Source organism: Flavobacterium macrobrachii, from assembly GCF_014486675.1.
Classification (GTDB): Bacteria; Bacteroidota; Bacteroidia; order Flavobacteriales; family Flavobacteriaceae; genus Flavobacterium; species Flavobacterium macrobrachii.
Map to the genome: position 1 here is coordinate 15,216 of NZ_JACTAC010000023.1, position 26,309 is coordinate 41,524.

Below are 26,309 nucleotides of genomic sequence, written 5' to 3' on the forward strand. Positions count from 1 at the left end.
TTCTAAATTAAAAAAGTTCCCCCTGATTAAATCCTTTAATTCTCCCAAGATGCTTATATGCCTTTTCAGTAACTTCTCTTCCACGTGGAGTTCTGATGATAAAACCTTCTTGTATCAAAAACGGTTCATAGACTTCCTCAATAGTTTCACCACTTTCAGAAACAGCTGTTGCAAGCGTAGAAAGACCAACTGGTCCGCCTTTAAATTTATCGATTATGGTTGTTAGGATTTTATTATCCATTTCGTCCAAACCATGTGCATCAACATGTAATGCTTTAAGAGAGAATTTAGCAATTTCAATGTCAATTTTACCATTTCCTTTAATCTGTGCAAAATCACGCACTCTTCGAAGCAATGCGTTAGCAATACGTGGTGTTCCACGACTTCTTCCAGCAATTTCGATGGCGGCTTCCATTGTGATTGGCATTTTTAAAATTGCTGAGCTTCGCTGAACTATTGTAGTCAACAATTCGGTGTTGTAATATTGTAATCTACTTTGAATTCCAAAACGCGCTCGCATTGGTGCTGTTAACAATCCTGAACGAGTTGTTGCTCCAACTAAGGTAAACGGATTTAGATTAATTTGAACCGTTCGTGCATTTGGTCCAGACTCAATCATAATATCTATTTTGAAGTCTTCCATTGCCGAATACAAATATTCTTCAACAACAGGACTTAAACGATGAATTTCGTCTATAAAAAGAACATCTCGTTCCTCAAGATTTGTCAGAAGACCAGCTAAATCTCCGGGTTTATCTAAAACTGGTCCAGAAGTTATTTTAATTCCAACACCAAGTTCATTTGCCAAAATATTAGCTAATGTAGTTTTACCTAAACCTGGCGGACCATGAAATAAGGTATGATCTAATGCTTCACTTCTAAGATTAGCTGCTTCAACGAATACTTTTAAATTTTCAAGTACTTGTTCTTGACCAGTAAAATCATCAAAAGATAATGGTCTTAACTTTTTTTCTAAGTCAAGCTCTTCTGGATTAAAATTGGCATTCGTTGGGTTAAGATTTTCGTTCATACTACAAATATAGGATAAAGTTGGATGCAAATAAAAATGCCTTTCGATGATGAAAGGCATTTTCTATATTTTTTAAAACCGATTAATGATGCAATACTTCTTCACCTGGTTTCATTGGCACGTTTTGAGGAACGAAATCTTCATCATGACCTGGTTTACTATAATCATAAGGCCATCTATGAACTTCTGGAAGTTCTCCTGGCCAGTTTCCATGAATGTGTTCTACTGGTGCAGTCCATTCTAGCGTATTTGATTTCCAAGGATTTTGTTCAGACTTTTTACCATAGAAAATACTATGGAAGAAATTCCACAAGAATACCAATTGGAAAACACCTCCAACAAGAGCAAATACAGTAATAACAACATTTACATTTGCTAAATCATCAAACAATGGGAAATTAGTATTTGTATAATATCTTCTTGGTAAACCTGCCATTCCAATAAAATGCATTGGAAAGAAAACTCCATAAGCACAAACCGCAGTTACCCAAAAATGTACATATCCTAAATTTTTATTCAACATTCTTCCAAACATTCTTGGGAACCAATGATAAATTCCAGCAAACATTCCATAAAGAGCAGAAATACCCATTACTAAGTGGAAGTGAGCAACAACAAAATACGTATCGTGAACATTGATATCCAAAGTACTGTCTCCAAGGATAATTCCAGTTAAACCTCCAGTAATGAAAGTAGAAACCAATCCAATAGAAAACAACATCCCAGGATTCATTTGAAGATTACCTTTCCACAATGTTGTAATATAGTTGAATGCTTTTACCGCAGATGGAATTGCAATCAATAAAGTTGTAAAGGTAAATACCGAACCTAAGAATGGATTCATACCCGATATAAACATGTGATGTCCCCAAACAATTGTTGACAAAAATGCAATTGCAATAATAGACATAATCATCGCTCTGTATCCAAAGATTGGTTTACGAGCATTTGTAGCAATAACTTCTGAAGTAATACCCAAAGCTGGCAACAATACAATATATACTTCTGGATGTCCTAAGAACCAAAATAAATGTTCAAATAATACAGGTGAACCACCTTGATAATTCAATACTTCACCTGCCAAATAAATATCAGATAAGAAGAAAGATGTACCAAAACTTCTATCCATAATCAACAATAACGCTGCTGATAATAAAACAGGGAATGAAATAATACCAATAATTGCTGTAATAAAGAAAGCCCAAATTGTTAGTGGCAATCTTGTCATTGACATACCTTTTGTTCTAAGGTTGATAACGGTTACTACGTAATTCAAAGAACCTAATAATGAAGATGCAATGAAAATAGCCATAGAAACTAGCCAAAGAGTCATACCAGTTCCCGAACCTGAAATAGATTGAGGCAAGGCACTCAATGGCGGATAAATTGTCCATCCTGCAGAAGCTGGTCCAGATTCTACAAAAAGAGAAATAACCATGACAACGCTAGAAAGGAAGAATAACCAATAGGAAACCATATTCAAGAAACCTGAAGCCATATCACGAGCTCCAATTTGAAGCGGTATCAATAAGTTACTAAACGTTCCACTTAATCCAGCAGTCAATACAAAGAAAACCATTATGGTTCCATGAATAGTGATTAATGCCAAATACACTTCATTGGTCATTACGCCATTTGGAGCAAATTTGTCTCCTAATAATATATTGAAAATTTTGAATGATTCTTCTGGCCATGCAAGTTGCATTCTAAAAAGCATTGACATTCCAACACCAATAATACCCATAATGATACCAGTAATTAAATACTGTTTAGATATCATTTTATGGTCAATACTGAAAATATATTTAGTTATAAAAGTATCTTTATGGTGATGCTCGTGGTCGTGACCGTGATCATTTTCGTGTGCGTGATTGTGAGCTTCTGATGACATATTATTAAGCTTTATATTATAAATAATTATTTAACTTCTATTGAATTAGCTACTAAAGTTGTGTCTTTAGTTGTTGTTACTGCAGTAGTATCTGGTTTTTTAGCTTCAGCTTCAGTAGCTTGAGCTTCGGCAGCAGCAACTTTAGCCGCAGCAGCAATAGTTTTTGATTGTTTTTCTTTCATCCATTTGTTGAAATCTTCAGGAGTATCAACCACAATTTTCATTTGCATGTTGTAGTGAGAAGCACCACAAATTTTATTACAAAGTAATAAATAATCAAAAGTATAAGGTTCTAGAGCTGGCTCACCTTTTGCAACCAATTTTTCGCTATTTTTAGCTCTGATAGCATTGATATTAGCAACTTTTTCAACAATAGCTGGCCTTTCTCTCATTTCGGTTGTTGTTAATGTTGGAATAAAAGAAAAAGTGGTTACCATACCTGGAACACAGTTCATTTGTGCTCTAAAATGTGGCATATAAGCTGAGTGCAAAACGTCTTGTGAACGCATTTTAAAAATTACTCTTTTACCTTTTGGCAAGTGCAATTCAGTAGATGCAAAATCGTCTTGAGCATTTGGATCAGATAAATCAACACCAAGATTATTTACACCTTCTATATAACGAACGTTTGCTTTACCTAAAACGTTATCAGTTCCAGCATAGCGAGCTTCCCAACCAAATTGTTTTGCATACAATTCAATTATGATAGCGTCTTGTTCTTGTTCTTTGTCAACAAACATAATGTTGTTCCAAGCATATAATCCATAAAGAATTAAACCTGCCAAAACTACAGCTGGAATTGAACTCCAAATAACTTCTAACTTGTTATTATCAGCAAAATAAAGTGCCTTTTGTCCTTCTCTTCCTCTGTATTTATAAGCGAAATAGTGTAATAATGCTTGTGTAATCGTTTGAACGATAAAAATCAAAACCAATGAAATTATCATCAAATTATCTACTAATGGACCGTGTTCTGATGCTGAATCACTCAATAAAGGGAAATGTCCATAATTCCATACACAATAAATTGTGGTAATGTATATGAAAACAAGGAAAGCAAACATTAAGTATCCATTAACTTTATTGTCATTATCATCTGCAACCTGAGTATCGTTAACTGATGAGCCAACTTGAGTTAGATCAAAAATTTTGGTTAACTGCCACAAAGCAATTGCTAATAAAGCTACAACTATAAGTATCAAAAAAGTTGTCATTTGTTTTTTACTTTAAAATATTAATAATGAAAATGTTTACTTTCTTCAATCAAAGGGTTTCTTTTTGGTAGTAACGGAGCTTTTGTTAAAGCTGTAAATACAACAAAGATGAACAATCCTAGGAAGAATAAAATTGCTGCGATTTCTGTGATACCAATAAACCATTGGTCACCAACTGTTGCTGGCATAATCATATTAAAGAAATCAATATAGTGACCTGCTAAAATTACAGTTCCAGCCATAACAATTATCCAAGTGATGCGTTTAAAATCAGTATTAATCAACACTAAGAATGGGAAAATAAAATTCATAACAACAGCACCAAAAAAGGTGATGTTATAATGCTCGATTCTGGTTATGAAATAAGTTACCTCTTCAGGGATATTTGAATACCAAATAAGCATAAACTGTGAAAACCATAAATAAGTCCAAAAGACACTAATACCAAACATGAATTTTGATAAATCGTGGATATGACTTGTATTTACATGTTCTAAATATCCTTTTGATTTCAAATACAAAGTAACCATTGAAATTACCGTTATTCCACTCACAAAGAAACTTGCAAATACATACCATCCAAATAATGTACTGAACCAGTGTGGATCAACTGACATAATCCAGTCCCATGACATGATAGATTCTGTTACAATGAAGAAGACTAAAAATGCCGCTGACATTTTGAAATTCTTTTTGTAGAAAGTATTATCGTTAGATTCGTCTTGAGCTAAACAATTTTTTCTAGACAAATAACGGTATAAATTCCAACCAGCAATAAAAATTGCAGCTCTGATAATCCAGAATGGAAAATTTAAGTAACCTGATTTTCCAGCAATAAGTTTATCGTAGTTTTCATGACCAACTTCGGTTACACCTTCATTCATCCATACGAATAAATGATTTAAGTGGAAACCTGAAAGTAATAACAAGATGAAAACAATGATTGAACCTGGTAACAAATAAGCAGTTATACCTTGCATTACTCTAAATAATACTGGTGACCAACCTGCCTGTGCTACTTGCTGAATGGCATAAAATGCTAAAACTCCAAGAGAAATCAACATAAAGAACAAACCAGCTACATAAACGGCAGCCCAAGGTTTGTTTTGCAATTGGTGTAAAACATGCTCGAGGTGTTCATTATGCTCAGCTTCTGCTTTAGCATCGTGCTTTTGAGTTGCATGTGCATCATGTTTTGCATCATGATGACCATGACTATCAGCAGCAAGTATAGTTTCTACATCTTGAATTGTTTTTGGCGCCGAAAAAAAGCCATAACCAATTCCTAATACTCCTAAAAGCATCAAGATGAATGAAAATGTTTTTAATTTACTAGAAAAAGTATACATATCTATAACAATCAATTTATTCTACAATTATAATTCGCTTTTCAGTTTTTGAACATAAGCCGTCACTAACCATCTTTCTTCTTGGTTTAACTGATTAGCATGTGAACCCATTGAATTTAACCCATAAGTAATTACGTGAAAAATACTTCCTTCGGTAATAACTCTATCTTTATAACTTGGTACTCCAAGAAATTTTTCATTGGTTACTAGTTTACCTTTTCCATCACCAGCATTTCCGTGACAAATTGCACAATAAATATCGTATAACTCTTGTGCTTTTTTCATATCAACAGTAGCTGGATCAAGAGGTGATTTTAAACTTGCTTTTGCTGCTTCATATCCTTCTGTTGTATTTGGATATTCATAAGGTTGAAAACCTCTTTTAATAGTCCCATCAACAGGTAATTGTCCTTCTTTACCTTTCAAACCAGTAGGCGAATTGAAAGCATCAGATTCCGAATAGGTTTCATAAGCGACCGATTCATACATGTTTGGCATGTATTGGTAATTAGGTTTCTTATCATCTTTACAAGAAGACAACGAAACTAATAATCCAAATATAAATACTACTTTAAGTAACTTTTTCATATTCTCTTTTTAATGCTTTTCTACAACTTTAACTTCAACTGCACCTGTTTTATGAAAGAAAGAAACCAATTCATCTTCATTGTTATTAACAGACACTTCCATTAAGAAATGATCATCAGTTGTTCTTACATCAGGATTTTCTGCTTCTTTAAATGGCCACAATCTACTTCTTAAGTAGAAAGTAATAACCATTAAGTGAGCTGCAAAAAATACAGTCATTTCAAACATTACTGGAACAAAAGCCGGCATGTTTTGTAAATAACTAAAACTTGGTTTACCACCAATATCTTGTGGCCAACCTCCAGTTGGATTAATCATGATATTCCACATCATCCATGTTGCAAATGAAATACCGATACATCCATAAATAAAGGCACAAATAGCAAGTCTTGTTGGCGCTAATCCCATTGCTTTGTCCAAACCATGAACAGGAAATGGAGTAAAGACTTCTTCAATATGATAATGTGCTTTTCTTGTTTGCTTTACAGCATCCATCAAAATATCATCATCATTATATAATGCGTGTATAACTTTAGTATTACTCATAACAACAATTAGTGTTTATCTGAATGATTATGACCTTCTTTTTCTCTTTCTCTTTTATAATTTTCTCCTGATGATTTCAAGATTGTTTTTACCTCTGCTTGAGCAATCACAGGGAAAGTTCTAGCATATAAAAGGAATAAGACAAAGAAGAAACCAATAGTTCCAATATAAATTCCAATATCTACAAATGTTGGTGAGAACATTGTCCAAGATGATGGTAAATAATCTCTGTGAAGTGATGTAACGATAATTACGAAACGCTCAAACCACATACCGATATTTACTACAATCGAGATTACGAAAGAGAACATGATACTTGTTCTTAATTTTTTGAACCACATAAACTGTGGAGAGAACACGTTACATGTCATCATTGCCCAATAAGCCCAAGCATAAGGACCAGTTGCTCTATTCAAGAAAGCATACTGCTCATATTCTACACCTGAATACCAAGCTACGAATAACTCTGTTATATAAGCTACACCAACGATAGAACCTGTAATCATGATTACGATGTTCATTAATTCGATATGTTGGATAGTAATATATGCTTCTAAATTTGATACTTTTCTCATGATGATAAGAAGTGTATTTACCATCGCAAATCCTGAGAATACCGCACCTGCTACGAAATATGGTGGGAAAATGGTTGTATGCCAACCTGGAATTACCGAAGTAGCAAAGTCAAACGATACAATAGTATGTACCGAAAGTACAAGTGGTGTTGCTAAACCTGCTAATACAAGAGAAACTTCTTCAAAACGTTGCCAGTCTTTTGCTCTTCCGCTCCAACCGAAACTTAAAATTGAATAGATTTTTTTATTGAAAGGAGTTACTGCTCTATCTCTAAGCATTGCAAAGTCAGGTAATAAACCTGTCCACCAGAAAACAAGTGAAACAGAAAGATAAGTAGAGATTGCAAATACGTCCCAAAGAAGTGGTGAGTTAAAGTTTACCCAAAGTGAACCAAATTGATTTGGAATTGGAACAACCCAATACGCTAACCAAGGTCTACCCATGTGAATAATTGGGAACAAACCTGCTTGAACAACCGAGAAAATTGTCATTGCTTCTGCCGAACGGTTAATTGCCATTCTCCATTTTTGGCGGAATAACAAAAGTACTGCAGAAATTAGAGTTCCAGCGTGACCGATACCAACCCACCAAACGAAGTTAGTAATATCCCAAGCCCAACCAACGGTTTTATTTAATCCCCAAGTTCCGATACCAGTAGATATGGTATAAATTATACAACCTATTCCCCAAAGGAAAGCTACCAATGCTATGGAAAATACAGTCCACCATTGTTTATTTGCTCTACCTTCAACTGGAGCAGCTACATCAACTGTTACATCGTGATAAGTTTTATCACCTATAACTAAAGGTTTTCTAATGGGTGCTTCGTAATGAGACGACATAATCCTTTATATTGTTTCTTATTAATAAATTTACTATTAGGTATTTCTAACTTTTACGTGGTAGAATACATTCGGTTTTGTACCAACATGCTCAAGTAAGTGATACATTCTTTTATCTTCAACAAGTTTTGAAACTTTATCTTCTTTGTTGTTAACGTCACCAAAAACCATCGATCCTGTAGAACATGCTGCAGAACAAGCTGTTTGGAATTCATCTACTGAAACTTCTCTTCCTTCGCGTTTTGCAGTTAAAATTGTTTTTTGTGTCATTTGAATACACATTGAACATTTTTCCATAACTCCACGAGAACGGACGTTTACATCTGGATTAATAACCATACGACCCAAATCATCATTCATATAGAAATCAAATTCGTCATTGTTGTTATACAAGAACCAGTTAAAACGACGTACTTTGTATGGACAGTTGTTTGCGCAATATCTTGTTCCAACACATCTGTTATAAGCCATTTGGTTTTGACCTTGACGACCGTGAGATGTTGCAGCAACTGGACAAACTGTTTCACATGGTGCGTGATTACAATGTTGACACATTACTGGCTGGAATACTACTTGTGGATTATCAGCAGGACTTTCCATTTGTCCAAATCCACCTAATGAACCTTTATCTCCAAATAAACCGTCGAAACCTTCTTTTTTCTCAACATCTTTAGCAAAAGTTTCTTCTGAAGAATAATATCTATCAATACGCAACCAGTGCATATCACGACTTCTTCTAATTTCTTCTTTTCCTACTACTGGAACGTTGTTTTCAGCATGACAAGCAATGACACATGCGCCACATCCTGTACATGAATTCAAATCGATTGAAAGATTAAAATGATGTCCTATTGAACGATCAAATGATTCCCATAAATCTACCGAAGTAGCTTCAACTTCTTTGTGATCTAAAGAAACAACTGGTTGTGGATTCCAAACCTTAGCTTCTTTAGTATTGAATATTTGTAATGTTGTTTCTTTAACAATATCACCTCTACCCATCAACGTTTTTTGTGATTGAACAGAAGCAAACTCGTGTTCACCACCTGCTTTTGTAATAGTTACTGATTGTACATTATTAAAGTTTGCGTATAAAACATAGGCATTAACACCTACTTGCATTTCTTCTTTTAAAGCAGCTTTTCTACCATATCCAAGCGCTAAACCAACAGTTCCTTTAGCTTGACCAGGTTGTACAATAACTGGAGCAGTAATTTCTTTATTACCAGCATTAATTGTAACATAACTTCCGTTCAAACCTCCATCGGCAACAATTCTATTTTCTACACCTAATTCTTCTGCATCAGCTCTAGAAATAGTTAAATAGTTATCCCATGAAACTCTTGTAATTGGATCTGGAAACTCTTGTAACCAAGGATTATTTGCCTGTTGACCATCACCAAGACCAGTTTTAGTATATAATACTAATTCAAATCCTTGAACAGCTTTTGTTTGAGCTAATGCATTGGCAGCAGCTCCAAAATCAGCAGAGCTAATTGAAGTTGCACCTACAGCACCAACAAATAAACCATCGTGCAATGCTTTATTCCAAGTAGTTCCCGAAATATAGTTAGCTGCATTTGCTTTTATATAATCATAGAAAGATTGAGTGTTTCCATTCCAATCTAACAATGCTTCTTGAAATTGTTTTGAACTGAATAATGGTTTGATTGTTGGTTGAACCAAAGAATACGTTCCTTTAGTTAACATTAAATCATTCCAAGATTCTAAATAATGAGGTGCAGGAATAGCAATTGATGAAACTAAAGCTGTTTCATCTTCTTTCAAGGCGAAAGAAACCGAAAGTTTTACTTTTTTCAATCCAGAAACGAAAGCATCACCGTTTGCTAAAGTATAAACTGGATTAACTCCGCTCATAATTAGTGTGTGAACTGTTCCAGCATTCATATCAGCAATAAGTTGAGCCACTTTTTCGTTAGAACCTTTTCTAACTTGACGTGTTCCAACTGTTGAAAATGCTTCACTTGTTAAAGCTTGATTAATAGCTAAAACTAATAATTGAGCATTTTTATCTTGTATTCCTGAAACTAAAACTCCTTTTGAACCAGCATCTCTTAATTGTTGTGCTGCTTTTAAAACTGCGTCTTCATTTGCAATTTTTCCAGTTGCTACAGCAGAACCTGTAATAACACTGTATATTTTAACTAATGCTAATTTTTGCTCAGCAACAGTCATTGGAACTCTTTTATCAGCTGCTGCTCCAGACAAAGTCATATTAGCTTCAAACTGAAAGTGTTTTGACATTTTTCCTGCTTGTGGAACTCTTCCTTTAGCATAAGCAGCATCAAATCCGCCACCTTGCCAATCTCCTAAGAAATCTGCACCAACAGAAACGATTACATTAGCTTTTGAAAAATCATAATCCACTAAAGCTCTTTCTCCAGAAACTGCTTCGAAAGCATCAAGTGCTGCCGATTCTGAAACCGCATCATAAACAACATGTTTAGCTGTTGGATTTTTTGCAATAAATTCAGCGATTAATTTTTCCGTCGAAGGACTTGCAAGTGTATTAGTCAACAAAACAATTTGTCCACCTTTTGCTTTTGCATCGGCTAAACTAGATTTAATCTTTAAATCAGCTTCTTGCCAAGTAGCGTCTTTTCCTGCAACTTTAGTTTGCTTTAATCTTAGATTATCATATAAAGACAATACAGAAGCATGAACTCTTGCATTAGCAGAAAATTTTGCTCCTTCAATGGTATTGTTTTCAACTTTTATCGGACGACCTTCACGTGTTTTAATCAATAAGTTTGCAAAGTCAAAACCATCAAACATAGTTGTTGCATAGTAATCTGCAACACCAGGAATGATTTGTTCTGGTTGTAACACATAAGGAATTGATTTGTGAACTGGTCCTTCACATGCTGCTAATGTAGCTGCAGCAGTACTAAACCCTACATATTTTAAGAAATCACGACGAGTAGTTGATGAAGATGATAATGATTCTTTGTCAGATAAAAATTCATCTGTTGGAATTGCTTCCACGAATTCATTATTTCTAAGCGTCTCAACAATAGAACTATTTTCGTTTAGTTCCTCAACACTTTTCCAGTATTTTTTGTTAGATGACATCGTATATAAATATTAGCTTCTTAATTATTTTATTAGTAATGACATTTTCCACATTCTAAACCGCCCATATCACTTACAGTAAGCTTTTCTTTACCGTATTTTTTAGAAAGTTCTTGGTGAATTTTGTCGTAATAAGCATTTCCTTCCACTTTAACATTCGTTTCTCTGTGACAGTTTACACACCATCCCATTGTTAAAGGAGCAAATTGTTTTTGAATTTCATAGGTTTGAACCTCACCGTGACATTTTTGACATTCAATTCCACCAACGGTAACGTGTTGTGAGTGATTGAAGTATGCAAAGTCAGGAAGATTATGAATTCTAACCCATTTTACAGGATTTGTTTTTCCAGTATATTTTTGAGTTGATTTATCCCAACCAACAGCATCATATAATTTTTGGATTTCTCCATCGTAGAATGCTTTTGAATATTCTGCTGTAGCAGTTGTGTCAGCAACTTCCGAAATGTTTTTGTGACAGTTCATACAAACATTCAACGAAGGAATACCTGCATTTTTACTAACTCTAGCTGCCGAGTGACAATATTTACAATCTACACCATTGCTTCCCGCGTGAATTCTATGAGAGAAATGGATTGGTTGAACTGGAGCATAATCTTGATCCACTCCAATTTGCATAAACCAACCATAAGCAAAGTATCCACTTGCCAACAATAGGAAAATTGAAGAAACTAAAACCAGGAATTGATTTTTAGCAAATGCTTTCCAAAGTGGTAACGAAGCTTGTTTTTGAGCTACTTCAACACCATTAGCTTTTGCAATTTTAGTAAGCACATTATTTACAAAGAACAACATTACTACTAACATTAATAATACTAATGCTAATGCACCAAGAATTACATTGTTAGAAATTCCGCTATCTGCTGATTGACCACTTGCTGCTACAGTTGCAACCGGAGTTGTAGGCTCAGCTTTTGGCTCAGATGTGTAAGCTAAAATATTATCAATATCTGCTGTTGATAATTGAGGAAAAGAAGTCATTACCGACTTGTTGTACTCTTCAAAAATCTTTACTGCTTTAGCATCACCAGATTTTACCATAGCAGAACTGTTATTGATCCATTTGTACAACCAAGCTTTGTCGTACTTATTGGCTACATCTCTTAATGCTGGACCAGTTGATTTTGCATCTAATTTGTGACACGCAGCACAATTTGCATTAAACAACGCTTTTCCTGCAACTGCATCGCCTGCTGCTGCTGGAGCAGAAACTGCTGCTGCATCAGCTGCCGGAGCTGCTGTTTTTTGTGCAAATAAAGTTAAGGAGAAAACTAGCGTAAAAGCTAAACTGAAGAGTATTTTCCTTGAAATCGAATTATGGTTACCCACTTTTTTCATATTTGTTAATGATTATCGACTAAATTGGCATGACTTTTTATGATGAATTATTCACAAAAAATGCATCGCTTTATTAAAAACTTGCACAAAAATACGACTTAAGAACTATTCTCAAAACCTAATTTTGACCTTAATTATTAATTTATATTAATTCTAAATAACAAATAGTCTTTTGATTAATTTTTTAAGTTTTACATTTGTATAAAAATCAAATCATTATGAAAATTTTGACAGTAACAAAACCAATTTATCTTTTAGCAATTTCTTTAAAAATAACTTCATTTTGCTTTGCACAAGAGAGCAATATAATCATCAATCAGGATCCGAAATTTGAGCAATTATTAAACGAAAAAAGAAAAATCAATAGTTCAATAACTGTTAACGACCGTTATAAAATTCAGATTTTCAATGGCGACAGCGAAAACTCCAAAAAAACCTTAATAAGCTTTAAAAAAGAGAACAAAAACATGGATGGAACTATCGTTTTTAGTACTCCTATGTACAAAGTTTGGGTTGGAAACTTCAAAACCCGAATTGAAGCCGAAAAAAACCTTCAAACACTTAAGAAAAAATACCCTAATGCTTTTTTGATTAAACCGAATAAGTAATTTTTTTTTGGAGCGAATGGTTTACGCTTTTTTGTTTATTCGTTTTCCCGTCTCGTTATAAAAAACAAGATTTCAATCTGTCATTGCGAGAAACCAAGCAATCTCATATTCAAATTCTGAATAGTAATTACAGGATTTCCACTTCCATAGGAGTTAATTGATGAACTCGCTGAATTATTGGTTTCTTTTACACTTAGCGCAATTCTGATTTAAATGAGATACCTACGGAATGACAAGTTTGCGGGTAGTTTGTCATTCCGTAGGAACCTTAGTTGAAATGATTTACAATCTATCTTTTTGATTTATTTTACCTTTCTAAACTCTAAAATGTCTATTAATTCTATATCGACATCATTTGGATTAACTAGACTAAATTTAATTAAATCTTTCCTTAAATTTTTAATTAAATGTTTTTCACTATTTCTTCCTTTTACAAACACTAAAGTATCAAAATCAACTCTAAAACTAGAGTATTCAATTTCATTATCATTTTCAAATCTAATAACTTTATTTTCAGAAAACACTAGTTTAATCTTTGGATGTCTATTATTAGTGCTTTCCCATACACCAATTAAACTTTCTTTACCAAAGTCTTTTTGATTTTGACAAGAAAAGAAATTTAAAATAAATAATAGTAATAAATAGATTTTCATATTTCTGTCTTTATTATTGTTAACTATTGAATTCAAACTCCATATACATTTTCACCTAGATAGTAATGAAAAAATCTTAATTGAAATAATTTGCAGCATTTCATTCAACATATCTGAAAGAATTAGAAATTAGTATTAATCACCATTAATTTTTGATAATGGAATATAATATTTAATCATAACAAATAAAGCAAAAACCAATAAAATAAAAGGCGATACAAACTCAAAATCTGAAAACTCATCAGGAAATAACAAACTCTCTGCATCATTATTTGTAATCATTTTTACCGTTTCTTGTCCAGATACTAAATGGCAAAATTTCTTTCCAGCTTTTTTGGTGTATAACTTTCCATTGTATTCAAGTTTACAAAACCCACCTCTTGATGAAACATTATCACAATCTATTGGAGCTTCTATCACTTTAGCTATTATAGAAAATCCATTTTTATGAATATCATAATCTACTATATTACCCCAAGCAACCATAATTGAAATAAAAAGAATAAATAAACCTCCTAAAGGCAACAAATTAGAAGACAATAAAAGTTTAAGGTTTGACATTTTATTTATTATAATCGCTCATTTGATAATCTTCTCGCTAATTAACTACAAAAACCCTTTCCAAACAAACTTACTTAAAAATAAAAAATCCCATCAACTTGATGGGATTTCTTTGTGTATTTATTATTTCAATTTTTTCTTCACTTCCACTTCTTGGAAAGCTTCGATTATATCATATTGTTCAATATCATTGTAGTTTTTAATCTGCATACCACAATCATATCCTTTTGAAACTTCTTTAACATCGTCTTTGAAACGTTTTAGTGTTGCCAATTCACCGGTGTAAATTACAACTCCTTCACGAATAAGTCTGATTTTAGAATTTCTGAATATTTTACCGTCAGTAACCATACATCCAGCAATTGAACCTACTTTTGATACTTTGAATATCTCACGGATTTCAGCTGTTCCAGTAATTTCTTCTTTCATTTCTGGAGAAAGCATTCCTTCCATTGCATCTTTCAAGTCATTGATAGCATCATAGATAATTGAATAACTTCTGATATCGATTTCTTCTTTTTGTGCCAATTGACGAGCGTTTCCAGCAGGACGAACGTTAAATCCGATGATAATTGCATCTGAAGCAGAAGCCAACATTACATCGGTTTCTGTAATGGCACCAACACCTTTATGGATAATATTGATTTGTATTTCTTCGGTAGATAATTTTGAGAATTCACTAGAAAGTGCTTCAACAGAACCATCCACATCACCTTTAAGGATAATGTTCAATTCTTTAAATTGACCTAATGCAATACGACGACCAATTTCTGCCAATGTAATATGACGTTGTGTTCTAACGGATTGTTCACGCATTAATTGTAAACGTTTTGACGCAATTTGTTTTGCTTCTCTTTCGTCTTCAAAAACGTTGAATTTATCTCCGGCAGTTGATGCACCGTCTAAACCTAATATTGAAATTGGTGTTGACGGTCCAGCTTCTTTGATATTATGACCTCTTTCATCGTGCATGGCTTTTACCTTACCGTGATTTTTTCCAGCCAAAACATAATCTCCAACTCTCAATGTTCCTGATTGTACCAAGATTGTTGACACATAACCTCTTCCTTTGTCTAGTTGCGCTTCCACAACAGTTCCAACTGCAGGTTTATTTGGATTTGCTTTTAAGTCTAAAATTTCAGCTTCAAGCAAAACTTTTTCTAATAATTCTCTAACACCTGTACCTTTTTTAGCAGAAATATCGTGCGATTGGTATTTTCCACCCCAATCTTCTACTAATAAATTCATTGCGGCTAATTTTTCCTTAATTTTTTCAGGATTTGCACCTTGTTTATCAATTTTGTTGATAGCAAAAATCATTGGAACTCCAGCAGCTTGCGCATGACTGATTGCTTCTTTGGTTTGTGGCATGATGTCATCATCTGCTGCTACTACAATAATTGCAATATCGGTTACTTGAGCACCACGAGCACGCATTGCAGTAAATGCTTCGTGACCTGGTGTATCAAGGAATGTTATTTTTTGTCCACCATCAAGGGTTACTCCATAAGCACCAATATGTTGTGTAATTCCACCTGATTCTCCTGCGATTACGTTTTCTTTACGAATATAATCCAGTAAGGAAGTTTTACCGTGATCAACATGTCCCATTACGGTAACAATTGGAGCACGAGTAACTAAATCTTCTGGTCTATCTTCAACAACTTCAAGATTTTCTTCGATATCAGTAGTAATAAACTCTACTTCGTATCCAAATTCATCAGCAACAATTGACAACGTTTCTGCATCAAGACGTTGATTCATCGTTACCATAATTCCAAGTGACATACAAGTACCAATAACTTTAGTAATTGGCACATCCATCATGGTTGCAATTTCACCTACGGTTACAAATTCTGTAACTTTAAGTGTTTTGCTTCCTTCTTCAAGTGCTTGCATTTCGTCTTCTGAACGTTGACGATGCGAATCACGTTTGTCTCTTCTGTATTTTGCCGCTTTAGATTTGTTTCCTTTTCCTTGAAGACGTTCTAAAGTTTCTTTAATTTGGTTTTTAACTTCTTCTTCTGTTGGTTCAACTTTTTGAACTATTGCTGGACGATTTCCTTTTTGAAAACCACCGCCAGGTTTATTTCCTGTTTTGTTTGGTCCAAAAGCATTTCCTCCGCCTGTTGATGGTCTAGCTTCTCCAGGTTTTGGCGGAATACGTTTTCTTTTGTTCTTGTTTGCATTTGCATTATTTGCTCCTGCTGCATTATTAGCTGGTGTTCCAGGTTTATTTGCGTCTTTTTTGAACTCTTCTTTTTTCTTCTTTGGCTTGTTGAACTGAGACAAATCAATAACTTGTCCTGTCAAAGTTGCTCCCGATAATTTTTGATATTGCGTTGTGAACTTTTCTTCAACCGGTTGTTCAACAACTTGTTCCGAAGGTTTTTCAGTAGGTTTTTCAACAAGTTTTTCTGTTGATTTTTCAATTGGTTTTGCCTCTGGTTTGCTTTCGCTTTTTAGAGTTTCTACCAATGGTTTTTCAACTACAACTTCAATAGGTTTTTCTTCTTTTTTAACTGGAGAAATTTTTGGTGTTTCGGCAACAACAGGTTTTGGATCTAAATCAATTTTTCCTACTTGTTTTGGTGCTGTAACAACTGCTTTAGCTTTGATTAATTCTAAACGTTGACGTTCTTCATCTTGCTTACGTTTGTCTTCAATCTCTTTTTCTCTTTCTATTCGAAGTGCTTCTTTCTCCTTTTTAATCTCTTCGCTGATGCCTTTTGAAGCTTCTTTGTTGCCTTTATCACCAGCAAATTGACCGCAAAGAATGTTGTATACATCATCAGAAATTTTTGTGTTTGGACTTGCTTCAATAGCAACTCCTTTATCTTTTAGATAATCCACAGCTCTTTCCAAAGAAATATTTAATTCCCTTAAAACCTTATTAATTCTAATATTTCCTTCAGACATAAAATCTTTTTAATATTTATCTATTGTTGTTGTGTTGTTGATTTTTGTATAAAATTAGTCTTCAAACTCTTCTTTCAATATTTTGATTACTTCTAGAATAGTTTCTTCTTCTAAATCTGTTCTTCTTACTAAATCATCAACATTTTGACTTAGAATACTTTTGGCTGTATCCAAACCGATTTTTGCAAATTCGTCAATAATCCATCCATCGATTTCATCTGAGAATTCTGTTAATTCAACATCGTCTTCTTCGATTGCGCTTCCTTCTCTAATTACATCTAGTTCGTAACCGGTTAAAAGTCCTGCTAATTTGATGTTGTGTCCACCACGACCAATTGCTTTTGAAACTTCTTCTAATTTCAAGAAAACCTCAGCGTGTTTTGTTTCTTCGTTTATTTTTACTGACGATACTTTTGCTGGACTTAATGCTCTTGTAATCAACAATGATGAGTTAGTTGTATAGTTGATAACGTCAATGTTTTCATTACCTAATTCACGAACAATTCCGTGAATACGCGAACCTTTCATTCCAACACATGCTCCAACTGGATCAATTCTATCGTCATAAGAATCTACGGCTACTTTTGCTTTTTCGCCTGGAATTCTTACTACTTTTTTAATCATGATTAAACCATCGAATACTTCTGGAATTTCTTGTTCGAATAATTTTTCCAAGAATTTATCTGCCGTTCTCGACATGATAATTTGTGGTTTATTTCCTTTTAATTCAACGCTTTCAATTACACCGCGAACGTTATCTCCTTTTCTAAAAAAGTCGGAAGGAATTTGTTTTTCTTTTGGTAAAACGATTTCGTTTCCTTCATCGTCAACAAGAATTACTACTCTTGGACGAACGTGGTGAACTTCGGCTGTATAAATTTCGCCAATTAAATCTTTAAATTGTTTGTAAAGATTAGTACTATCGTGTTCGTGAATTTTTGAAATTAAGTTTTGACGCAAAGCTAAAATTGCTCTTCTTCCTAAATCGATAAGTTTTACTTCTTCTGAAACCTCTTCGCCAATTTCAAAATCGGGCTCAATTTTTCTGGCATCAGTCAATGTAATTTCTAGGTGTTCTAAATCTAAATCATCATCAGCAACTACAATACGTCTTTGCCAAATCTCCATATCACCTTTATCAGGATTGATAATGATGTCAAAATTGTCATCAGAACCGTATTTCTTTTTTAATGCGTTTCTAAAAACATCTTCCAAAATCGCCATAAGCGTTACTCGATCAATAAGTTTATCGTCTTTAAACTCTGAAAATGATTCGATTAATGCAATATTTTCCATGCCAAATTTTTAATTAAATATTATTGTAACAATTGCTTCTTTTATCTCTGAATAAGAAATTTCTCGCTGATTTTCAACGGTTTCTTTTCCTTTTCCTATTTTTTTTGGTTCTCTGGACTTCCATTTTAGGATTATAAAATCTTCTTTAGCATCAACTAATTCTGCTTCGATAGTTTCTCCAGATTGTGTTTTAACTTTTAAAGTTCTCCCTATATTTTTTTTAAACTGACGGATATTTTTTAATGGCGATGAAACTCCTGCCGAAGCAACTTCTAAAGAAAAATCTTGTTCTTCTCGATCTAGATTTTGATCAATTACTCTACTGATATCAATGCAATCTTGAAGTGTAACACCATTATCGCCATCTAAAGTCACTGTAATTTTGTAACTATCTGATATATTCAAATCTACCAAAAACAAAGATGGATTTTCGTCTAACCCTTGCTTTAACAAACCTTCTACTTTTTCTTTAAATGTCATATTTTGTATAAAAAGAGGGAAGCATTGCTTCCCTCATTATTTAGAAAATGGTAAATAACGGCACAAATATAGTGATTTTTTTATAAATCAAAAAATCATTGTGATATCAAATTTTTTTAGTATCTTTATTGTATAAAATTTACAACCTAATTTATCTTTTTTATTATGAAAAAAATATTGGTCCCGACCGACTTTTCAGATCACGCCTATTATGCATTAAAAGTTGCTGCCGAAATTGCTAGAAAAAACAACGGAGAAATCTTCTTATTACACATGCTAGAATTACCTGGTCAAGCTGGCGATGCTATTGGAGTTGGACATGAGTTACCAGAAATAATGCTTTTTAAAAATGCTGCCATCAACAAACTAGAAGATTTAATGGACGACGATTGTTTGCAAGGATTAAAAGTTTCTGAAATTGTTCAATTTGAATTGGCTTTTGATGGAATTATGAAAATCAGCGAAAAAAATGGTGTTGATTTAATCGTAATGGGTTCACACGGTGCAAGCGGTTTCAAAGAAATGTTTATTGGTTCTAATGCTGAAAAAGTAGTTAGAAACTCAAACATTCCAGTTTTGATTATCAAAAAAGAACAAAGTACATTTAATGTAGCGCGTTTTGTTTTTGCTGCTGATTTTTCGGATGAGGTAAAAAAACCTTTTGAAAAAGTAGTTGAATTTGCTAATAAATTTGATGCAGAACTACATTTGGTTATGATTAACACTCCAAGTAGTTTTAAACCAACTCACGTTGCTCAGGAAATTATGGATCATTTTGTTTCTAAATTTACAATCAATAAATTTTCTACTCATATCTATAACGATGTTAATGTAGAAAGTGGTGTTTTAAATTTTGCAAACCATATAAACGCCGATTTGATTGGAATGAGTACTCACGGCAGAAAAGGATTGGCTCATTTCTTCAACGGCAGTATTAGTGAAGACTTGGTTAATCATTCGGTTAGACCAGTTGTTACTTTTAAAATCTAATTTTAGAAACACATTGAATCAAAAAATCCCGCAAGTTGCGGGATTTTTTGTTGGTCTACTAGGACTCGAACCTAGAAAGACTGCACCAAAAACAGTTGTGTTACCATTACACCATAGACCAGAATTTTAATAAGTTTTAATGATAGTGAACTAGCATTTTGCTTATTGCGAGTGCAAATTTACATCTTTTTTTTATCTAAACAAATATTTTTTTAAAAAATCATTTAAAAAACCAATTAATGCTCTAAATTAGTTATTTAACCTACGATTAACTCACTTGAATTAAGAAAATTTAGTTAAAGCAACTTAATTTGCAGTAAAAAATAGTTTCTTTGTACCACAAAAAGTAAAAACACTTTAGTATTGAATTATGCAAAACTTCAATTTTAATAAATGGAATACCATTTTAGGTTGGTCTTCTTTCGCAATTGCTCTAATAACCTATACACTTACTGTTGAACCTACGATGAGTTTTTGGGATTGTGGTGAATATATTTCTACCGCAGCTAAACTAGAAGTAGGTCATCCACCTGGAGCGCCGTTTTATCAAATTCTTGGTGCCTTTTTCTCAATGTTTGCTTTTGGTAATAATGAATTAGTTGCCTTGATGGTTAACATGCTTTCTGTGTTTTCGAGTGCATTTACCATATTATTTATGTTTTGGTCAAGCACGATTTTGCTTAAAAAGATAATCAGTAATTATACAGAACTCGATAATTCTAAATTAATTGTAGTTCTAGGAAGTTCGTTTGTTGGCGCATTAACCTTTACTTTTTCAGATAGTTTTTGGAATAGTGCCATTGAAGCCGAAGTTTACGCAATGGCATCGTTGTTTATTGCAATTCTACTTTGGTTAGGTTTGCGTTGGGAAGAAGAAATGAATACGCCAAGAGGAAATCGATGGTTGTTGTTAATTTCGCTTGTAATTGGGCTTTCATTTGGAGTACACTTTATGGCATTATTGACAATTCCTGCCATAGGTTTTTTATATTTCTTCAAAAACTACAAAAAAATAACTGTAAAAAACTTCATCATTGCTAACATTATAATTGTAGCCGTTTTGTTGTTTATCTTCAAATTATTATTGCCTTATACATTAGCTTTCTTCGGAAAAATGGAGATTTTTATGGTAAACACCATCGGTTTACCGTTCAACTCAGGAACTATTTTTGCATCATTATTAATTGTTGCTTTTTTCTATTTTGGATTGAAATACACTCGCCAAAAAGGACATCCTTTCTACAATACCGTTATCCTTTGTATTTTGTTTTTATTGATTGGATTTTCAACTTGGATGATGTTACCAATTAGAGCAAATGCTAATGTGGTAATTAACGAAAATAAACCTTCTGATGCTGCCGAAGTTCTAGCGTATTACAATCGTGAGCAATATGGTGTTAATCCTTTATTTTATGGTCCGCAATATACTGATACCTTTGCAGGATTGGATGCAGATCAACCTTATTTGGACAAAAAACCCAACTATGAAAGAGATTATAAAACCGGAAAATATGTAATTGTAAACAATTATAAAAACGCCGAACAAAACACCGATAATAATCACAAAGCTGTTTTACCTCGACTGTGGAGTACAGAACATATTGAAAATTATATTTCCTTTACTGGTGTTCCAAAATTCCAACTAAATCATAATTATCCTTATGAAGAAGATTTAGCTCAATATGGTGTTAATTTAGAAGAATTAAGCGAAGAACAAATCAACGAAGCTGTTGCTCAACTAAAAAATGAGTTAACATCTAGCATAAACGAATTCAAAACGGCTTATGCCCAAAAACAAGTGGACAACGAAGATTATGTAGCTTTCTTAAAAAAATACAGCGATTATTTAATCATCGAAAAACCATCGGCTTTAGACAATTTAAGTTTCATGTTTGAATACCAATTTGGTTATATGTATGGACGATATTTACTTTGGAATTTCGTTGGAAGACAAAACGACATTCAAGGTAAATATGATAACCTAGACGGAAACTGGATTAGCGGAATTGATTTTGTTGATGAACTTCATCTAGGAAAAGGAACACAAACCAACTTAACAGATGATGCTAAAAATAACAAAGGACGAAATGTATATTTCTTTTTACCATTCATCATCGGACTTATCGGTTTAATGTATCATGCACAGCGTGATTTAAAGAGTTTCTATGTTCTTTTGGTTCTATTCTTGTTTACAAGCATTGCCTTGAAAATTTTCTTAAACGAAAGACCATTCGAACCAAGAGAAAGAGATTATGCATTGGTAGGTTCATTCTACGTTTTTGCGATTTGGGTAGGATTTGGAGTCTATGCTATTTATGAAATTGTAACTGGTTATGTCAAATCAAAGTTGGCTGGTCCAATTGTAATTGCAGCTTGTCTACTTGCTTCACCAATTTTAATGGCAACCCAAAACTGGGATGATCACGACCGTTCAAATAAATATACCGCTTTAGCAATGGCAAAAAATTATTTGAATTCCTGTGAACAAAACGCCATTCTATTTACCATTGGTGACAACGACACATTCCCGCTTTGGTATGCACAAGAAATTGAAGGCATTAGAACAGATGTAAAAATTGTAAATACAAGTCTTTTCATGACCGATTGGTATATCGATCAGCAAAAAAACAAAACCTACAAAGCTGAAGGACTACCTATTTCGTTTAAACATGATGAATATGTTGGTGACAAACTAGACTATGTTGCCCATGTTCCAAAAACCGATGCGCGATGGGATGTAAAAGCATTAATTGATTTTATAAAAGATTCAAGATCAACAATTGATTTGGAAAATGGACAAACCATTCATTTCTATCCAACCAATAAAATCAGAATTCCAGTTGATAAAAACAACATCATCCAAAACAAAGTGGTGAATCCAAAATACAACGACTCAATTGTTCCTTTTATTGATTTGGATATCAAAGGACGCGCAATGTATAAAAACCGATTGATGATGCTTGATGTGATTGCAAACAACAATTGGAAACGACCAATTTATTTTACTGGAGGAAGTTTTGGTGATGACGATTATCTTTGGATGAAAGATTATCTACAATTAGACGGTTTGGTTTACAAATTAGTTCCTGTAAAAACCAAAAACAATCCAGAAAGTCCTATAGATATGGGACAAATTGATAGTGAAAAAATGTACAACATTATCAATAAATGGGAATGGGGTAACGGCGAAAGAACTGATATTTATCATGATCCAGAAACTAGAAAAAACAGTATATCTTACAGAACCAATATGGCTAGATTGATGCAACAGCTAATCTATGAAGAGAAAAACGATAAAGCCGAAAAAATAATTGAACTTGCTTTAAATAAAATGCCAATGGATTATTATGGCTATTACACTATGGTTGAGCCTTTTGCAAGTGGTTATTATCAAATTGGTAAAAAAGAAAAAGCGCGTGAATTGTTAAATAAATTAGTAAACAAATACAAGCAAAGCTTAACCTATTACAGCGGAATTCAATCTTCTATTCAAAACGGAATTGCTTCAGACATTATTACTGATATTGAACGATATAGAAGTTTATTATATGTTATGAAGGACAACAAAGACCTTGAATTCTATACTAAAAACAAAGCAGCTTTCAATTCATTAAATAAACGTTTTGAACGTTTTGGTAGAGAAATGGAGTAATTTTTAATTCAAAAAAATTGAAATGTGTCATCATGAAAATTCATTTTGGCACATTTTTTTTATTATTACATTTACAACATGAGTTTATGGATTAAAACAAATCGGTTAATTAAAATACTTTTCCCCAACTATGTTTGGTCAATACCAAATGACGAAAAAAAAGTGTATTTAACTTTTGACGATGGACCAACGCCTGAAATAACGGAATGGGTTTTAGAACAACTAAAAAACTACAATGCCGAAGCTACATTCTTTTGTATTGGTGATAATTGCAGAAAATATCCTGAAATATTCCAAAAAGTAATTTCAGAAAATCATTCCATTGGCAATCATACTTTTAACCATCTTAAAGGCTGGGAAACCTCAACGGAAGATTACATTAACAATGCAAAACTCTATGAAGCTGAACACTATAAACTGAGTACAGAAAACTGCAAACTCTTTCGTCCACCTTACGGAAAAATAAAATCTTCCCAAGCGAAAATACTTAGAAAAATGGGTTACAAAATAATCATGTGGGATATTATTTCTTATGATTTTGACCAAACTACATCAAAAGAAAAATGCTTAGAGAATGTATTGAAAAATATAGAAAGTGGAAGTATTATCGTTTTTCACGACAGCAAAAAAGCTTGGCAAAACCTAGAATATGTTTTACCAAAAACATTAGAGTTTTTAAAAGAGAAAGGATTTACCTGCGAAAAAATCGACTAAAGTTGCTCTTGTACAATTCCAATCAACGTATTAGCATCTAATTCGCCTGATTGTCTCCAAACCATTTGACCTTCTTTATAAATCATTAAAGTAGGCAAACCTTTGATGCGAAGTGCTTCGGCAAGTTCTTGATTTTTATCAACGTCAATTTTAATCACTTTGGCTCTATCACCAAGTGCGGCTGCAACATCTCTAATTACAGGATGCATTGAAACTGATGAATCGTTCCACTCTGTGTAAAAGTCTATCAACACAGGTACTTGAGCGTTAATTAATTCTCCAAATTTTGACATAAAACCAAAATATTATAATTTTCTTTTATAAAGAAATGAATTTAGAATACTACAAATGTAGCATTTTTAACTAATTATGCTACTTTTTCTGCTTTTTTTAGTTCGAAAACCGTTATTTCTGGCCAAATTCCAACACGACCAGGATAAGCATGAAACCCAAAACCGCGATTTACATAGATATAACGTCCTAAATTTTCATACAATCCAGCCCATTGCTTGTAAACATATTGTACTGGACTCCATCGGATAATTCCAGGTATTTCAATTCCAAATTGCAATCCATGCGTGTGACCAGAAAGCGTTAATTGGAAATTTTTATCATGGTTTTTAACTTCATATTCCCAATGACTTGGATCATGACTCATTAATATTTTAAAATCTTCATTGGACAATCCTTCCGAAGCTTTGTTTAAATCGCCAGCTTGTTTGAAATTTTTACCCCAATTTTCAACGCCAACAATCGCTATTTCGCTCGAACCTTTTTTAATTTTTTTGTTTTGGTTTAAAAGCAAATCAAAACCAATATCGCCATATACTTTTTTAATGGCTTCAAAATTTTCGTCTTTTGCTGCTTGCGATGACCAAGTTACATATTCTCCATAATCATGATTCCCTAAAACCGCGAATTTTCCATATTGATGATTATCAATTTTATTAAAAGTTTCAATCCAAGGATGCATTTCCGTTGCATGTGTATTGACAATATCGCCAGTAAAAAGCATCAAATCGGTTTTGTGTTGATTAATCAAATCAACTGCATATTGTATTTTTTCTGGATTATCAAAACTTCCGCTATGAACATCGGATATTTGAGTAATTGTGAAACCATCAAAATCATCGGGCAAATCTGAAAAAAACAGCGTTTGTTTGATTACTTTATAATTGTATTTCCCTTTCGTCATTCCGTATAACAATGAAGTGAACGGAATTGCCGCAATTGCTAGAGCCATCTGACTGATGAATTTTCGTCGGTTTGGCAAAAAATTTCCCGAATCGTTATCGCCCATAAAATGAGTAATTGTTCCGCTAAAAATCCGGAAAATATCTTCCAAAAACATAAATAATGTCATTATAATTTTTGGAACAAGCACCAACAACAACAATCCTAAAGTAAATAATGACATTTGCGTTTGTCCAACACTTCTATCAAATTTTGAAAATTGGTAGAAAATAAAAATGATTACTGATATAGAGACTATCAAATATACTGAAAGTACAACTCTAGATTTTGAAATTGTTCTTATCGCTTGAAAAGAATAAATTTCAACAATAGCAATGATTATGAAGAGAAATAACCAACGAAACATACAAATATTTTCGGCAAAATAACGAATAAAGTAATCACTAAATTACATTGTTATGGTTTTTTTAACGTGTGTTAAGTAAAAGCAAATACAAGATAACTTTCTATTGATTTTTACTTCATAAAAATAATAACCAATTTCATAAAAAACGTCATCACTTTCATGAAAAATAAAACATTTTACAAAAACAAACTATTTGATTTGCAATGTTTACAATTTCATTAAAACACATTTCTTATGAAAAAAATACAGCAATTTCGACTAGAAATCATTTTAGTTATAATCTATTTTCTGCTTTTTATGATCTTCTGTTTGAATTTTCGATAATTATTTAATGAATTTTTGTTTTAAA

The 26,309-nt window shown here is 33.1% G+C and carries 20 protein-coding genes and 1 tRNA gene; 4 read left to right on the forward strand and 17 right to left on the reverse strand.

Annotated features, from left to right (window positions below; genetic code table 11):
- Positions 1–7: 7 nt before the first annotated feature.
- The 9 genes from ruvB to IAI56_RS07120 form a co-directional block, all read right to left on the reverse strand.
- Positions 8–1,030 (reverse strand): Holliday junction branch migration DNA helicase RuvB, encoded by a 1,023-nt coding sequence (gene ruvB, locus IAI56_RS07080; RefSeq protein WP_169524736.1) that lies wholly within the window; start codon positions 1,028–1,030, stop codon positions 8–10.
- Between the two features lie 82 nt (positions 1,031–1,112).
- Positions 1,113–2,921 carry a cytochrome c oxidase subunit I gene (locus IAI56_RS07085; protein WP_187657207.1) on the reverse strand — a complete coding sequence of 603 codons (1,809 nt, stop codon included), beginning with the start codon at positions 2,919–2,921 and terminating at the stop codon, positions 1,113–1,115.
- A 26-nt stretch (positions 2,922–2,947) separates the two neighbouring features.
- Complete coding sequence (locus tag IAI56_RS07090) at positions 2,948–4,135, reverse strand: cytochrome c oxidase subunit II (protein ID WP_187657208.1); 1,188 nt, start codon at positions 4,133–4,135, stop codon at positions 2,948–2,950.
- A gap of 20 nt (positions 4,136–4,155) precedes the next feature.
- Positions 4,156–5,484, reverse strand: coding sequence for a quinol:cytochrome C oxidoreductase (locus tag IAI56_RS07095; protein ID WP_187657209.1), 1,329 nt, complete (start codon positions 5,482–5,484; stop codon positions 4,156–4,158).
- A 27-nt stretch (positions 5,485–5,511) separates the two neighbouring features.
- On the reverse strand, positions 5,512–6,072 hold the full coding sequence (locus IAI56_RS07100; protein ID WP_187657210.1) for a c-type cytochrome: 561 nt from the start codon (positions 6,070–6,072) through the stop codon (positions 5,512–5,514).
- A 9-nt stretch (positions 6,073–6,081) separates the two neighbouring features.
- Positions 6,082–6,618: a DUF3341 domain-containing protein gene (locus IAI56_RS07105; RefSeq protein ID WP_187657211.1), complete on the reverse strand. Its 537-nt coding sequence runs from the start codon at positions 6,616–6,618 to the stop codon at positions 6,082–6,084.
- An 8-nt stretch (positions 6,619–6,626) separates the two neighbouring features.
- A complete protein-coding gene (gene nrfD, locus IAI56_RS07110) occupies positions 6,627–8,036 on the reverse strand; it encodes an NrfD/PsrC family molybdoenzyme membrane anchor subunit (protein WP_169524636.1) in 1,410 nt (469 codons plus the stop codon).
- 36 nt (positions 8,037–8,072) lie between these two features.
- Positions 8,073–11,129 (reverse strand): TAT-variant-translocated molybdopterin oxidoreductase, encoded by a 3,057-nt coding sequence (locus tag IAI56_RS07115; protein WP_187657212.1) that lies wholly within the window; start codon positions 11,127–11,129, stop codon positions 8,073–8,075.
- Positions 11,130–11,161: 32 nt separating this feature from the next.
- Positions 11,162–12,487, reverse strand: coding sequence for a c-type cytochrome (locus tag IAI56_RS07120; protein ID WP_187657213.1), 1,326 nt, complete (start codon positions 12,485–12,487; stop codon positions 11,162–11,164).
- Positions 12,488–12,705: 218 nt separating this feature from the next.
- Here IAI56_RS07120 and IAI56_RS07125 point away from each other — a divergent pair, with 218 nt between their 5' ends.
- Positions 12,706–13,095: an SPOR domain-containing protein gene (locus tag IAI56_RS07125; RefSeq protein WP_187657214.1), complete on the forward strand. Its 390-nt coding sequence runs from the start codon at positions 12,706–12,708 to the stop codon at positions 13,093–13,095.
- A 302-nt stretch (positions 13,096–13,397) separates the two neighbouring features.
- On the opposite strand, the gene IAI56_RS07130 is transcribed toward IAI56_RS07125, so the two are convergent.
- The 5 genes from IAI56_RS07130 to rimP form a co-directional block, all read right to left on the reverse strand.
- Positions 13,398–13,748 carry a hypothetical protein gene (locus tag IAI56_RS07130; RefSeq protein WP_187657215.1) on the reverse strand — a complete coding sequence of 117 codons (351 nt, stop codon included), beginning with the start codon at positions 13,746–13,748 and terminating at the stop codon, positions 13,398–13,400.
- A gap of 135 nt (positions 13,749–13,883) precedes the next feature.
- Entirely contained in the window at positions 13,884–14,309 is a 426-nt protein-coding gene (locus tag IAI56_RS07135; RefSeq protein WP_187657216.1) for a hypothetical protein, read from the reverse strand.
- 123 nt (positions 14,310–14,432) lie between these two features.
- Positions 14,433–17,228 (reverse strand): translation initiation factor IF-2, encoded by a 2,796-nt coding sequence (gene infB / locus IAI56_RS07140; protein ID WP_187657217.1) that lies wholly within the window; start codon positions 17,226–17,228, stop codon positions 14,433–14,435.
- A gap of 54 nt (positions 17,229–17,282) precedes the next feature.
- Positions 17,283–18,524 (reverse strand): transcription termination factor NusA, encoded by a 1,242-nt coding sequence (gene nusA, locus IAI56_RS07145; protein WP_187657218.1) that lies wholly within the window; start codon positions 18,522–18,524, stop codon positions 17,283–17,285.
- A gap of 9 nt (positions 18,525–18,533) precedes the next feature.
- Positions 18,534–19,004, reverse strand: a complete 471-nt coding sequence (rimP, locus tag IAI56_RS07150; RefSeq protein WP_187657219.1) for a ribosome assembly cofactor RimP — start codon at positions 19,002–19,004, stop codon at positions 18,534–18,536.
- 165 nt (positions 19,005–19,169) lie between these two features.
- On the opposite strand from rimP, the gene IAI56_RS07155 reads away from it, so the two are divergent.
- Positions 19,170–19,994: a universal stress protein gene (locus IAI56_RS07155; RefSeq protein ID WP_187657220.1), complete on the forward strand. Its 825-nt coding sequence runs from the start codon at positions 19,170–19,172 to the stop codon at positions 19,992–19,994.
- A gap of 50 nt (positions 19,995–20,044) precedes the next feature.
- Here the strand turns inward: IAI56_RS07155 and IAI56_RS07160 are convergent.
- Positions 20,045–20,115 (reverse strand) — tRNA-Gln (locus tag IAI56_RS07160).
- Positions 20,116–20,364: 249 nt separating this feature from the next.
- Between IAI56_RS07160 and IAI56_RS07165 the strand changes: the two genes are divergently transcribed.
- Together IAI56_RS07165 and IAI56_RS07170 are read left to right on the forward strand one after the other, a co-directional pair.
- Positions 20,365–23,646 (forward strand): glycosyltransferase family 117 protein, encoded by a 3,282-nt coding sequence (locus IAI56_RS07165; protein WP_187657221.1) that lies wholly within the window; start codon positions 20,365–20,367, stop codon positions 23,644–23,646.
- 78 nt (positions 23,647–23,724) lie between these two features.
- Positions 23,725–24,360: a polysaccharide deacetylase family protein gene (locus tag IAI56_RS07170; RefSeq protein WP_187657222.1), complete on the forward strand. Its 636-nt coding sequence runs from the start codon at positions 23,725–23,727 to the stop codon at positions 24,358–24,360.
- Here IAI56_RS07170 and IAI56_RS07175 read toward each other — a convergent pair.
- On the reverse strand, positions 24,357–24,653 hold the full coding sequence (locus IAI56_RS07175) for a thioredoxin family protein (RefSeq protein WP_133532652.1): 297 nt from the start codon (positions 24,651–24,653) through the stop codon (positions 24,357–24,359). The genes IAI56_RS07170 and IAI56_RS07175 overlap by 4 nt on opposite strands.
- 74 nt (positions 24,654–24,727) lie before the next feature.
- The gene (locus IAI56_RS07180) at positions 24,728–25,960 is read right to left on the reverse strand and encodes a metallophosphoesterase (protein ID WP_187657223.1); all 1,233 of its coding nucleotides are present in this window, start codon (positions 25,958–25,960) and stop codon (positions 24,728–24,730) included.
- Positions 25,961–26,309 lie beyond the last annotated feature (349 nt).